The organism is Bacillus sp. JJ1474 (genome assembly GCF_036965225.1).
In the GTDB taxonomy this organism is placed as follows: Bacteria; Bacillota; Bacilli; order Bacillales; family Cytobacillaceae; genus Cytobacillus.
In genome coordinates this window covers 66,655-80,097 of record NZ_JBALPC010000008.1, presented here as the reverse complement: position 1 = coordinate 80,097, position 13,443 = coordinate 66,655, and the positions used below count along the sequence as shown (strand labels likewise).

11 protein-coding genes are annotated in these 13,443 nt (G+C 39.3%); 2 read left to right on the top strand and 9 right to left on the bottom strand.

What is annotated here, in order from left to right:
• Position 1: 1 nt before the first annotated feature.
• The 7 genes from V7164_RS01450 to V7164_RS01420 form a co-directional block, all read right to left on the bottom strand.
• Positions 2–1,426 (bottom strand): lipopolysaccharide biosynthesis protein, encoded by a 1,425-nt coding sequence (locus V7164_RS01450; RefSeq protein WP_335353281.1) that lies wholly within the window; start codon positions 1,424–1,426, stop codon positions 2–4.
• 1 nt (position 1,427) lies between these two features.
• Entirely contained in the window at positions 1,428–2,159 is a 732-nt protein-coding gene (locus tag V7164_RS01445) for an acyltransferase (protein WP_335353280.1), read from the bottom strand.
• 232 nt (positions 2,160–2,391) lie between these two features.
• Complete coding sequence (locus V7164_RS01440) at positions 2,392–3,705, bottom strand: nucleotide sugar dehydrogenase (RefSeq protein ID WP_335353279.1); 1,314 nt, start codon at positions 3,703–3,705, stop codon at positions 2,392–2,394.
• A 61-nt stretch (positions 3,706–3,766) separates the two neighbouring features.
• Entirely contained in the window at positions 3,767–4,777 is a 1,011-nt protein-coding gene (locus V7164_RS01435; protein ID WP_335344507.1) for a Gfo/Idh/MocA family protein, read from the bottom strand.
• A complete protein-coding gene (locus V7164_RS01430) occupies positions 4,770–5,513 on the bottom strand; it encodes a hypothetical protein (protein ID WP_335353278.1) in 744 nt (247 codons plus the stop codon). The genes V7164_RS01435 and V7164_RS01430 overlap by 8 nt, the downstream gene beginning before the upstream one ends.
• Positions 5,514–5,670: 157 nt before the next feature.
• Entirely contained in the window at positions 5,671–6,783 is a 1,113-nt protein-coding gene (locus tag V7164_RS01425; protein ID WP_335353277.1) for a DegT/DnrJ/EryC1/StrS family aminotransferase, read from the bottom strand.
• A gap of 149 nt (positions 6,784–6,932) precedes the next feature.
• Entirely contained in the window at positions 6,933–7,991 is a 1,059-nt protein-coding gene (locus V7164_RS01420) for a glycosyltransferase family 4 protein (RefSeq protein ID WP_335353276.1), read from the bottom strand.
• A gap of 380 nt (positions 7,992–8,371) precedes the next feature.
• Between V7164_RS01420 and secA2 the strand changes: the two genes are divergently transcribed.
• Positions 8,372–10,726, top strand: a complete 2,355-nt coding sequence (gene secA2 / locus V7164_RS01415; RefSeq protein ID WP_335353275.1) for an accessory Sec system translocase SecA2 — start codon at positions 8,372–8,374, stop codon at positions 10,724–10,726.
• An 85-nt stretch (positions 10,727–10,811) separates the two neighbouring features.
• The gene (locus V7164_RS01410) at positions 10,812–11,654 is read left to right on the top strand and encodes an accessory Sec system S-layer assembly protein (protein ID WP_335353274.1); all 843 of its coding nucleotides are present in this window, start codon (positions 10,812–10,814) and stop codon (positions 11,652–11,654) included.
• 173 nt (positions 11,655–11,827) lie between these two features.
• Here the strand turns inward: V7164_RS01410 and V7164_RS01405 are convergent, their stop codons facing one another.
• Both V7164_RS01405 and V7164_RS01400 read right to left on the bottom strand, forming a co-directional pair.
• Positions 11,828–12,559, bottom strand: a complete 732-nt coding sequence (locus V7164_RS01405; RefSeq protein ID WP_335344501.1) for a C40 family peptidase — start codon at positions 12,557–12,559, stop codon at positions 11,828–11,830.
• Positions 12,560–12,967: 408 nt separating this feature from the next.
• The gene (locus V7164_RS01400) at positions 12,968–13,375 is read right to left on the bottom strand and encodes a hypothetical protein (protein ID WP_335344500.1); all 408 of its coding nucleotides are present in this window, start codon (positions 13,373–13,375) and stop codon (positions 12,968–12,970) included.
• Positions 13,376–13,443: the final 68 nt, after the last annotated feature.

The following is a 13,443-nucleotide window of genomic DNA, read 5'->3' as shown; positions in this document are numbered from 1 at the left end:
ATTAAATTGCCCTTGATCTTTTTTTCAATAAATCTTTGTCCACCCGCGATAACAGGATGGCAACGATAAATCCAAGCCAAGCAAAAATGATATTGAGATCAGGGATGCTGCTCTCTTGAATATAGACAATCGCGATCACAGCTAATAGAGAGGTTATGAATAAAAAAGTCATTTTGCCAAATGAAACAGGCACATGGTATAGCTTTTGGCTTTTAAAGAAAATATACGTAATGGCCACGATATAGGAAATCAAATAAGCCGCAACGCTTCCCCAAATCGAAAACGATGGGATTAATACTATGTTTAAAATAATATTCACAACGGCTGCCATTCCAAACGCGTACGAAATAATTTTCGTTTGTTTCGTAAAGAAAATGCCAACTGAAATAATCATATAGAAAAAATTCAGGAAGGTAACAGCCGACAAAATCGCAACATACTGATAGGCTTCATGATATTCGCTGCTTAACATGCGAATAATCCACGGCATAAGTGTGGCAACCATTAAAACACCAATGGTTCCTACTAACAGGATACCATAGTAGAGCTTCGCAAATAAAACGGGACTGTCCTTTTTGTCCTTTAGTGACATTGAAAAAGGTCTCCAAGCCATTTGCACACCGCTCGTAAGTAGCGTTATTAAAGAAGCAAACTTTACCGCTGACCCGTAAATACCTACTTCGTGAAAAGAAGTAAACTTTTCTAATAGAAGTGAATTCGCGTTGACGATCACCCAGAATGCGAGAGATGCCGGAACAAGCGGTGCCGCATAGATTAAGATTTCCTTTAATAGCTTTTTATTAAAGGTAAATTTAATGAATTTCAATAAAGGCTTGATTAACAGCACAGCAACGATGGCTACACTGATCAGCCGTCCATATAAAATGCCATCGATTGTAGGGCTGACATAAGCTAAAAATCCGTAGGAAAAGACTGCAATTAAGAGCATTTTCAATATCGTAAAGATAACGACCTTTTTTGTAAAAAAGTCGTACCGAAGAACCGTTAAGATTAAGGCGATGACGGTATCCAAGGCCATAACCCCAATGGCAATGTAGAGCAAATTATAGAGGGCGGCATCATCTAAAAGCAGTTGAGCCAGCCATTGGCCGCCGATAAGAAAGACGATAGCAATAATAAGAACAATCAGGAGTCTAAAGGTCATGACGGACCTAACATAATCAAGCTTCTTCTTTTTATCCTCCGATTCGAAGTAATAAAAAGCGAGAGCCGAATCGGTGCCAAAGATGACTAAGAAGGTAAGCATCGAGGTAATCCGATCCAAATAATCTATTACCCCATATTCCGCAGGGGCAAGAAAAGAAGTATAGATAGGAAGCATGATAAAGGCAATCAGCTTCGTACCAACGTTCATAAATGCGTAAAGGAGCGAATCCGCTCCTAAACGCTTAATTTGGGCGAACACCCTATAATAGCTCCCGCTCGTCTACCATTTTGGTGAACTTAGCAGGAACTCCTTTAATCAATGTCTTAGGCTCTGTATCCTTCGTGACTAATGCACCTGCAGCCACAAATGTTTCTTCTGCCACTGTGATTCCAGGCAGGATAATGGAGGCTCCGCCAACACGAGCTCCTTTTTTCACATGGGCGCCCTTGATCTTATCAAAGCGCTCTTCCGTTCTGCCCATAAAATTGTCATTTGTCGTTGTTACGCATGGAGCAATGAATACTTGCTCTTCAAGAGTCGTGTAAGCTGTAATATAAGAGTTAGATTGAATTTTTGTCCGGTCGCCAATCTTCACATAATTCTCTACGGTTACCCCTCTGCCCACAATGACAAGGTTACCGATTTCGACATTTTCTCTAACGCTTGCAAGGTCCGCAATCAGCGTGCTCGAACCAATTTTGGCGCCGCGATAGATCACGCAATTCGCCCCAATTGTCACTTCTTCCCCGATTTCCAGTGCCGGGATTGAAGCCGAAAGCTTAACCGTACTAGTCTTAGCAGGCTTTGGCGGCTTCCCAACAACTGCACCATCGGCAATTGTCGTGTTGTCGCCAATGATTGTACCTTCGTGAATCGTTACACGGTTACCGATGATGACATCTTTACCGATTTTCACATCTTTTTCAATGACCGAAAAATGTCCAACTTGAACGGATGGATCTACTTGAGCGGAAGGATCAATATAATTCATATTCGAAAGTCTCCCTTTACCTTTTATAATATGAGTTGCGGATATATCACTGAAGTGGCGGATATCTATGCCAATGTTGCGGATATAACGCTAGAGTCGCGGATATCTACACTAATGTCGCGGATATATCGCTAGAGTGGCGGATATCTATGCCAATGTCGCGAATATATCGCTAGAGTGGCGGATATCTACGCCAATGTCGCGGATATATCGCTAGGGTGGCGGATATCTATTACAATTTAATATACTTATTTGGCTTTTCAATACCTTTCAATGCATTACGCGTATCAAAAATGACTTTGCTCTCTTGAGCAATCATGCTGTAATCGAAATCAGTGTGATCGGTCGTTACTAATACGAGATCTGCCTCGTTTAATAGCTCTTTAGACAGCTCGACTGTTTCAACTTGCTGATCACATGATCTGAATGATTTTACGTATGGATCAACCACAGTATAATCAGCGCCATGGTGCTCTAATTGCTCAACAATTTTAAGAACTGGTGATTCACGAACATCGTCAATGTCCTTTTTGTAAGCTACACCAAGGACAGCTACTTTTGCACCGCGAAGAGCTTTACCGTCTTCATTTAGAACTTGCATTGAACGTGTAATGACGTATTCTGGCATGCTGTTATTAATTTCGCCTGCAAGCTCGATTAATTTTGTATGGTAATTATATTCGCGCGCTTTCCATGTTAAATAGAATGGGTCGATTGGGATACAGTGACCGCCTAAACCAGGACCTGGGTAGAATGCCATGAATCCGTAAGGCTTTGTTTTCGCTGCATCAATTACTTCCCATACATCGATGCCCATTTTATCACATAAAATCGCCATTTCATTCGCTAAGGCAATGTTAATGTGGCGGAACGTGTTTTCAAAGATTTTCTCCATTTCAGCAATAGCTGGAGAAGATACTTCGTGTACATCCCCTTCAAGGACATTTCGATAAAGGGCAGCTGCCACTTTCGTACAATTTTCGGTAATACCGCCTACAACCTTTGGGGTATTCTTCGTTTTAAATTGCTTGTTACCTGGGTCAACACGCTCTGGTGAATACGCAACAAACACAGTTTCTCCAACTTTAAAGCCTTTCTCTTCAAGAGTTGGCTTTACAATTTCCTCTGTTGTTCCTGGGTAAGTTGTGGACTCTAATACAACAAGCATGCCTTCATGTGCATATTTCGCAATCTCTTTAGATGAGCTTTTCACATAAGAAGTATCCGGCTGCTGATAAATATCAAGTGGTGTTGGCACGCAAATAGCTACAGCATCAACCTCTTGAATTCGAGCGTAATCAGTAGTAGCTTCCAAATGACCGTTCTTGATCATATCCGCTAAATCTTGATCCACAACGTCTCCAATATAGTTAATTCCCATATTTACTTGCTCAACACGCGCTGCCTGCACATCAAAACCGATTACTTTATAGCCGGCTTTTGCTTTTTCAACTGCTAGCGGCAGACCAACATAACCTAGTCCGACTACTCCAATGACAGCTTCTTTCTTTTCAATTTTATTTAATAATGATGTATATACGTCCATCTTTATTTCTCCTTTTAGAGCAGATTACGGGCAGCAAGGCTGCCACTTAATGAAGTTTCACTTATAGAACGACTTTTTTCCCTGTTTCGGCTGATTCTAAAATGGCCAGTATTAATTTTACAGGAGCAAGACCGTCTTCGCCAGTTACAATTGGATTACGATTTTCTTGCACAGCAAGCACCATATCTTCGATGATGCATTGATGCCCTGGCTTCCCAAATGGATCTGCTTTAATTTCATTTTTTATTTTGTCCGCATCCTCTTCAGATACTCCCTCAATGTCCCATGTTTCAATGAAATTAGCATTTCGACCGCTAATTTTCACAGATGCAGTTTCGCCGAAAATCGCAAGGGACTCTTCCAAGTTTTTCGGATAAATGGTTGTCGCTGCTTCAATGACGCCTAGTGCGCCATTTTTAAATTGGACAACAGCCGCCGCAACGTCCTCTGTCTCAATTTTTCGCAGACGGGTTGCTGCCATAGCCTGTACAGATTCAACAGGACCCATTAGCCAAAGCATTAGATCAAGATCATGAATGGCCTGATTCATTAGAACACCGCCATCAAACTCCTTCGTTCCTCTCCATTCAGCCTGATCATAATAAGCTTGATTACGATTCCATCGAACTGTTGCATTTGCATGGCTTAGTTTCCCGAAAGCACCTGCATCCATTTGCTCTCTTAACTTCTGAATCGCTGGTCTGAAACGGTTTGGATGAACGACAGCTAACTTCACACCGTGGTCATTCGCGTATTGAATCATATCTTCAGCATCCTGAAGCTTTAATGACATCGGCTTTTCTACAATAATATGCCTTCCGTTTTCTGCCACAATTTTCGTCAATCTAGCATGCAGGCCGGATGGGACACAAATATTGACTACATGAATTTCCGGGTTTTCTTCTAGCATTTTTTGAAGATCGGTATACTTTTTCACATTCGGATTGTCCATTTCCAAACGTGCTGGATTCGTATCGCAAATAGCAAATAAATTTGCATTCTCTGCTTTTTCAATTGCCTCAATATGTTTGTTTGCTATATGCCCCATTCCTACGATGGCAAAATTAATCATGTTTGTAATACCTCCGGGCCTCGTTAATATAGTTCCAAAGCATAAGGATTAGAAAAGTTGCAAAAACCCCCAAAATTAGACCTGCTAATGAAAACTCCAATTTATAGGTGTCCATTGTCTTCACGTCTTGACTAACAATGGAAGGCGGCTCGAAAAAGGTTAAATCAGTGCCCATTTTTTGTATTGAAGCTGCAGTTGCAGATGCTTCAAATTCTGTGTATTCAAGTAAACTAGTAATATTTGACGTTTCATCAATTGTCAGGTTATTGCTTTCTAATTTCGCGCTGCTTGATTCTAATACACCTTCAAGTGCAGCAAACTTTTTTTCATTAAGTTTTATTCCCTCTTCTGTCGCTTTATATCTTAGGTCAAAGTTTTCCACAAGCGCCTTTTCAACACCCGCCGTCATCTTTTGAAGATCCTGCTCAAGGCGTTCTTTGTTATCATCGTAAATTTTAATTTTTATATAGCTTTCACTTGATACATAAGTATCAATGACACCATGGACATCCTTGCCAAAATCAGCCTCAATACTGACCGGATTCGTTAACGCCTTTAATTTTATAGATCCAGTAAAAACCGTTGCACTCCCTACATATTTTCCCTCTTTAGGAATTAAATATGAGCCACCGAATCCTAATAAGGTAAAAATCAGAGGAATAATTAAAAAGAAAACCTTCTTTTTCCAAAAGAATACGAGGTATTCATATAATACAAACCTTTTCTGTTCTGCCAACAGGACCACCATTCCTTTTAAAATTTATCAATATTCTTTGATTCCCAGCTAAAAATGTTCCAACCGATCTCTATGAGTTAGAAGAAAGCCGGGAATTAGCCAGCCTTACTGGCAAGTAAAGAAACGCCCCCTTTTCGGCGACGTTTCATTCGGTTTTTTATTTGTTGTAAAACTCCTTGATTTTAGCTACAACATATTCCTGCTGCTCCTGTTTTAGTTCTGGGAACATTGGAAGTGATAACGCTTCTTTTGCAGCCTTTTCGGATTCAGGCAGATCTCCTTCTTGGTAACCTAAATCTTTAAATACAGGCTGAACATGAAGCGGAAGCGGGTAGTAAATCATCGTTTGTACGCCTTGTTCTTTTAAAAACGCTTGAAGCTCATCACGTTTTTCTACACGGATCGTATACTGATGGAAAACATGGTAATTTCCTTCTTTTACGACTGGAGTTTTTACAAGATCACCTAATTGATCATTAAGTAGCTGTGTATAGACAGCCGCTTTTTCTCTTCTAAGCTCGCTCCATTTATTTAAATGAGGAAACTTCACATTTAGGACAGCCGCTTGAAGCTCATCTAGACGGCTATTATAGCCTAATACATGATGGTAATATTTCGGTTTGCTTCCGTGCACGCGGATGACACGGCAATTCTCAGCTACTTGATCGTCACTTGTCACGATCATTCCAGCATCACCGTAAGCACCAAGATTTTTTGTCGGGAAGAAGCTGTATGTAGCAGCAGTTCCTAATTCACCGACCGTCTTTCCATTTTGTTTTGCGCCAATCGCTTGGGCAGCATCTTCGATAATGGCCAGATTATGCTTGTCCGCAATTTTGCGAAGCTCTTCCATATCTGCCATTTGTCCATATAAATGAACTGGAATAATCGCTTTTGTCTTGTCTGTAATAGCTTGCTCTACCTTCGCAGGATCGATATTAAATGTAACCGGGTCAATATCTACATATACAGGTGTCGCACCTGCACGAACAATAGATCCGCCTGTAGCAAAGAATGTGAATGGAGTAGTGATGACTTCATCACCAGACTTGATACCTGCAGCCTGAAGAGCAATATGTATCGCATCACTGCCATTTGCACAGCCAATCCCATGACTAACATTACTAAATTCAGCTACATCAGCCTCGAGCTTTTTAACGTTATCACCCAAAATAAATCGGGAAGAACTCATAACCTGGTCTAAGGCTGTTAACATTTCTTCTTTTAATTCTTGATACTGTTCACTTAAATCTAACATTGGAATGTTCATACTCATTTCCTCCAGCTTTCTAGATGAAATACTAAATTATATTATCACATAATAGACGATATGCAGACAAATTTCGTTACTGTTTTTTGACACTTTTCGATTTTTCTTTTCAAAAAAAGCCGTTTGCGGGCGTCCACAAACGGCCTATCCTATTGTCGTCCAGTAACCTTACGATACATTTTAATAACAGGCTGATACTTTTCATGGACTAAACCAATCGCTTCAGCCAGCAGTTCAAAAATTAGCAGCAGGCCGAAGATGAGGAAAATACTAACCCAAAGTGTTGCTGTTGAGAATAGTATGGCACTTACGCTGAAAACAATTCCGAAACCGTAAATACATAATACGGTTTTTCTATGAGATAGCCCTAATGCAAGCAGACGATGGTGCAAATGTGATTTGTCTGGCGCAGAAATCGGCTTTTTATTGACAATCCTTCTAATGATTGCATAAGTTGTATCGAAAACAGGAACACCTAATATGATGATTGGAACAATAAAGCTAAATAACGTTACACTTTTGTATAGTCCAAGCAAAGAAAGGACGGAAATCGAATAGCCCAAAAATAAGGCTCCCGTATCTCCCATGAAGATCTTTGCCGGATGAAAATTATGGAACAAGAAGCCTAACGTACTGCCTAGTAAGATAAGCGATAGCATTAAGATCATCGGTTTCCCTGCAATTCCAGCCATAAAAGCAATTGTACCAATTACAATGGCTGAAATTCCGGCAGAAAGACCATCAAGTCCATCAATTAAATTAATCGCATTCGTGATGGCCACAATCCAAAAAACTGTAATTGGATAGGTCCATAATCCAAGATCATACGTTCCGAAAAACGGGATCGTTAAATGATCAATAGTTAAGCCGCTTCCCACAACAGCACCAGCAGCAAGAAGCTGGCCAAGAAGCTTATACTTTGCTGATAATTCATATTTATCATCAAGAATGCCGGTAATCACAATAATAATGGCACCAACTGTAATTCCGGTAATTTTTTCATTGTATAGCCCACCGACAAAATAGCCTGCAACTACCCCTCCAAATATGGCCAAACCGCCAAGTCTAGGCATAATTTTTGAATGCACTTTCCTTTTGTTCGGTTTGTCTATAGCGCCAATCTTAATGGCTAATTTTATGACAAGGGGCGTTATCAGTAAGGATGTAACTATAGCCGCTAGAAAGGCAGCGATAAATTTTATCTCCAATAGTATCACCTTGTATTCGTAGTAATCCTGCTAGAGGCAAGTATTATCCCTCGAAAAAGCAAGTTTTATTCTATACCAATTCAGATTAATCCTAACATATATACAAAAGAATTCAATTAATTTCATTTTTACAAATATTACAGAATAGCAACATTTGATAACTTTACTATATTATCACCTTTTTCATAAAAAAGTCTTTATAACATTTCGCCCTAAAATGGCATTATCCTCTAAAATTGACGACTATTCTCGAAAAAGGTTTCAAATAATAGAGAATAATAGAATCTGTAAAAATTTAACTGCCGTTTTTCGACCAAATTATATTATACTACATTATATGTTATAATTTAGCTAGAAAAAAAGTTTTAGGAGAGAACAACATGCTATCTTTAATGAAGCGAGTATTTAATGAAGATTCTGCCGAACTAAAACGTCTATATAAACATGTTGCAAACATTAATGAATTAGAGGCGAATGTCTCAAAACTCAGTGATGAAGAACTTAAAGAAGCTACGCAATACTTTAAAGAGAAAATTGCGTCAGGCGTTTCGATATTCAATTTAAAAGAAGAAGCCTTTGCAATTGTCCGTGAAGCATCCAAACGCGTTCTCAACCTTCGTCATTATGATGTGCAATTACTCGGGGGACTTGTCCTCTTAGATGGCGGCATTGCTCAAATGGCAACAGGTGAAGGAAAAACACTTGTCGCAACACTTCCAAGTTACTTAAAAGCACTTGAAGGAAAAGGCGTTCATGTGATCACCGCCAATGAATATTTAGCAAATCGTGACTTTGAGCAAATGGGAAAAGTTTTTAAATTCCTTGGACTAACAGTTGGTTTAAACATTTCCCAAATATCAGAATCCGAGAAGAAAGATGCCTATAATGCAGACATTACATACGGAACAGGCACGGAGTTCGGATTTGATTATTTACGGGACAACATGGTCACACGTCTTGAAGATCAAGTGCAGCGACCATTACATTATGCAATTGTCGATGAAATCGATAGTATTTTAATAGATGAGGCTAGAACGCCATTAATTATTGCTAGTAAATCTGATATTGCTACCGAACTCTTTCAAATTACTTCTGAAATTGTCAGAGACTTTGAAGATAGCAATCACTATGAATTTTACCCTGAAACGAAGCAAATCGTATTGGCTGATAATGGAGCGAATGTATTCGAGGAGGCTTTCGGAATAGAGAACCTTTATGATGCTGAGCACCGCGAACTGCTTCATAACATTATGCAGTCATTAAGAGCCCATGTGGTCATGCGCAAGGACGTAGACTACATTGTTAAAAAAGATGAAGTGATGCTTGTTGATCAATATACAGGCAGAATTATGGAAGGCCGTACATTCAGCGATGGACTTCATCAGGCAATTGAAGCAAAAGAAGGCGTAACGATTAAGGAAGAAAATCAAACACAAGCTTCGATTACCGTTCAAAATTACTTTAGAATGTACACGACCCTCTCTGGCATGACGGGCAGTGCGATTCCTGCGAAGCAAGAGTTCTGGGAAACGTATAATTTAAGGGTTGTCGCGATTCCAACGAATAAACCGAATGCTCGCCAAGATGAAGAACCATTAGTCTATAATGATTACGAATCGAAAGTGAAGAAGATTGTTGAAGAAGTTAGCAAGCATAATAAACTGGGACGCCCAGTCTTAATTGGAACATCATCGATTGAACAATCTGAGCGTTTATCTTCTTATTTAAAGAAAGCAGATATTAAGCATAAGATTTTGAATGCCAAAACCGAAGAAGACGAAGCCCTTATTATTTCTCAAGCTGGGCAAAAAAATAAAGTGATGCTTTCCACGAATATGGCTGGACGCGGAACCGATATTCTTCTTGGAGAAGGGGTACGGGAATTAGGCGGTCTTCAAATTATCGGAACTGAACTTCATGAAAGTGCACGGATTGATATGCAGCTAAGAGGACGTGCAGGCCGTCAAGGTGATCCCGGCTCCACTCAATTTATTATTTCTATAGAAGATGATATTTTCCATAGCTATGATAAAGAGGAAATGGACAGATGGAAGAAAAAAATGAAGTTCGATGAAACTGGTCTTGTCCAGTCACCAAACCCTGTTAAATTCGTTAAGAAGGTGCAGGAAACGGTTGAAGGTGCGCATTTCTCATCTAGAAACCATTTATTGAAGCTCGATGACATTGTTGACGAACAAAGAAAAATCATTTATAAGAAGCGCAATGATTTACTTACGATTTCTAATTTTAATGAACTGCTGAAGGAATCGCTAAATAATCATGTACAAAAACTCCTTGAAAAATATTGTCCAGAACATGTAATAGAGGAGGATTGGCCAACTGAAAGTCTTTATGAAGAGCTAACACTTGTTTTCGGAACTCCTCCTTTCCCAGCTTCCGAATTAAAAGGAGCCGAAAAGCAAGTCATCCAAGGCAAAGTAGACGAGCTAATTAAAAATCAGCTAGAGTTATTAGATAAGCTTGAGGCTAACGAAGATTTCCAAGTTCAAATCAAGAATATGTACTTGCAGACTTTAGATCACTCATGGATTGTCCATATGGAAATGCTGTTCCATATGAGAGAAGATATCGGCGTTCGCGGCTATGGACAGGAAGATCCTTACCGATTATATGCTCGTGAAGCGTACGATGAATTCTTGTACTTCTTAGCGGAATTGGATGCCCAAATTGCTAAGCAGGCAAAATTGTATATTCACCATTTTTTAGCTGAGTAAATACAGCCATACTAGCGGTGACCTCCATTGGGGCCACCGCACCATTCATTTTTATACAAAATACTATTTTAAAGGTGGCTTTTTAATGGGAAAAGAAAATAAAACGGCAGAAGGTATTAAAACGAAGCTATCCTACCACCCTGATTGGGATTTAACCGTTCAAGAGAAATATGTATTTCAATATAATCATCAAAAGCTTTCACGCCTTCAGCCGAACCAGCTATCAGTAAGCGGAATCAATCTATATGAATATGATGATGGCTTTGTGGTAACGGCTTTCTTAAGCAGCTCACTGCCACAAGCAATTTCTTTTGAAGTGATTGACCTCGTACTCGTTAATGAAAATAATGAACCACTAGCGAGAAAAGGCTTTGAAATGGACCTATTTGGGGAACTCCCTCCAAACACAAGCAGACCATGGAGATTCCTATTCGAGAATGACAATAAATTAGTAGAGGAAATTCCGAAAAAAGGCTGGAAGCTCGTATTTGAATTAAAGAAAAAGCAAGTAAACGAGCTCGCTCTTGATTTAGAGGATAGCTGGAAAGAAACATTAAGCGATGAGCAAAAATCAAAGCTTGAAGAGATTAATAAAAACCTTCCGCCGCTTCGGGATGGAGAAGTTAATTTCATGGGGCTAGAGGCTAATATGGTTGAAGGAAAAGGGCTGGCCGTTACATTACTTATTCGCAATGCCAGCAACCGCAGTATTTTCATTGAAAACATCCCTCTTGCATTTGAGGATGCGTCTCAGGAAGTGGTAGCGCAAGCAGGCTTCCAGCTAGATAATTTAGAAGTTAAGAGTCAAACATGCAAGCCATGGACATTTGTTTTCCCAGAGTCCTCTATCACAAAGGAGAACTTGGATTTGTCTAAATGGAAAGCGTATGTTCCACAATCAGCAAAAGTGGATGTGAAGCAATCATAAAGGATGATAATATCCGCCTATTTTTAAAGCGCCATGTCAGTGGCGCTTTTTTCTTTCGATCTGTTAACTCTAAAAACCGTCATATGCGCGCAAGTTTTCTTACCGAAAACCGTACACATAATCACTAACGTTAAAAAGAGGTCTGAAGCAGCATAGCTTCAGACCTCTCATTATTATTTACTAGCATCTAGTGCGTGGTATTCAATATGTGTTTTCATATCTGTAATAAAGGTTCCACCTAGGCCGTACTGCCCGCCGTGGTTTGAATCATATGTATAGACGCGGAACTTATCCCCTGGCTGAAGCACGCGAACCATTTCCAGTTCATTATTCTTATCGCGCTTCCAAAGATTAATCGGCTTCTTAATTTCAACGACACCGATTTGGTTTTCCTTTAGATCAAGACCCATGAACTTTCCATCTGCCGGTGGAGCTGGCGGAGACTCAAGGTCTACGAATCTTTTAGCACCTGCGTAACGATTCTTCCAATACTTTTCTGTATTTAAATTACTAATTTTGATACCATTTGTTGAATCTGCATGAATAAACTGGTTATCACCAATATAGATGCCTGAATGTGAGACACGAGATCCAACTGTTATAAAGAAAACAGCATCCCCAGGAACGAGGTCTTCTTTATCCACAGCAGTACCTGCATGATATTGATCAGTTGAGATTCTTGGCAGATCTACACCAAAGTGGCTGTACACATAGGATAAAAATCCTGAGCAATCAAAACCGCTTGTAGAATCTCCGCCATAAACATAAGGTATTCCTATGAATTTTTTACTATATTCAATTATATTAGTATTTGTATTTTGTTCTGCTGCACTTGCTTGACTAACCCCGAAAAAGGTAGGAAATAGCAATGAGGCTGTGATGATGACTTTCGCTAATTTTTTCATGTTGGCCCCCTGAATTCAAGAAAATTGTCATATCTTATCGTTTACTAATATGATTTTACATTATTTTCTGTCATTTTTACGTTTCAATTCTATTAAATAATAGTCGTTATATTACAATCATGTTACAAAAAAGACTATTTTACTAGGATAAGAGNNTAGGTAATATAATTGACAATTTTTTTCATGAATATTGCTTGACAGGGTAAAAGTGTTGAAGAGACAAGCTTAAGAGATTAAATGTGCGAGGATCAGTTGGAAATTGTTATGAGACTGCACGGGTTGAGATGGGGATATAGTCGGGGGTAATCATGTTTATTCGACAGGATAAGCGGGCTGTTGGAAAGTGTTTAAATATCCTACCCTTAAACCCCGACAAAAACAGGAAAACCTTCTTGATACCAAGAAGGTTTAGGAAAAATCCGGCCAATTTTTTTGAAATTGGTCTCCTTTAATTTTTACAAGTGTTTTATATCGGAAAGGCATTAAATCGCTTGCATCTTTATTAATAAACTCTAGAGCGAGCTCTAAAGGAATGAGATGAAATTGATCCTCTACTTCAGAAAGAAAGAAAGCGTCCTTGATTTTTCCACTTTTCTTCGTGTCAATCAGTAAAAAAGCTGGATAATAGCTGCCATCATTAGCTTCGAGAATTGCCTTTGCCGTTACAAACCCTTTCGGCTCTTGCTCAATATCATCATTTGCTGTTTTATCTAAAGTTTTCTGAGCCCAGCCTTGTCGCTTATATCCCCCAATAATTTTCGGAGGATCCTTTTCAAACTGTTTTTTAATTTGATCGTATTCAGAACTAAATGACATTCTTTTCCCTCCAACGAAAAGGGTCTTTAAGGATTTTCCTAAAACTAGGAACAAAATTAAGATTGCAT

Coding starts and splice junctions, on each gene's coding strand:
- V7164_RS01445 (WP_335353280.1), bottom strand. CDS start 2,159: ATGAATTATATTGATCCTTCCGCTCAAGTAGATCCATCCGTTCAAGTT.
- V7164_RS01440 (WP_335353279.1), bottom strand. CDS start 3,705: ATGGACGTATATACATCATTATTAAATAAAATTGAAAAGAAAGAAGCT.
- V7164_RS01435 (WP_335344507.1), bottom strand. CDS start 4,777: ATGATTAATTTTGCCATCGTAGGAATGGGGCATATAGCAAACAAACAT.
- V7164_RS01425 (WP_335353277.1), bottom strand. CDS start 6,783: ATGAACATTCCAATGTTAGATTTAAGTGAACAGTATCAAGAATTAAAA.
- secA2 (WP_335353275.1), top strand. CDS start 8,372: ATGCTATCTTTAATGAAGCGAGTATTTAATGAAGATTCTGCCGAACTA.
- V7164_RS01410 (WP_335353274.1), top strand. CDS start 10,812: ATGGGAAAAGAAAATAAAACGGCAGAAGGTATTAAAACGAAGCTATCC.
- V7164_RS01405 (WP_335344501.1), bottom strand. CDS start 12,559: ATGAAAAAATTAGCGAAAGTCATCATCACAGCCTCATTGCTATTTCCT.
- V7164_RS01400 (WP_335344500.1), bottom strand. CDS start 13,375: ATGTCATTTAGTTCTGAATACGATCAAATTAAAAAACAGTTTGAAAAG.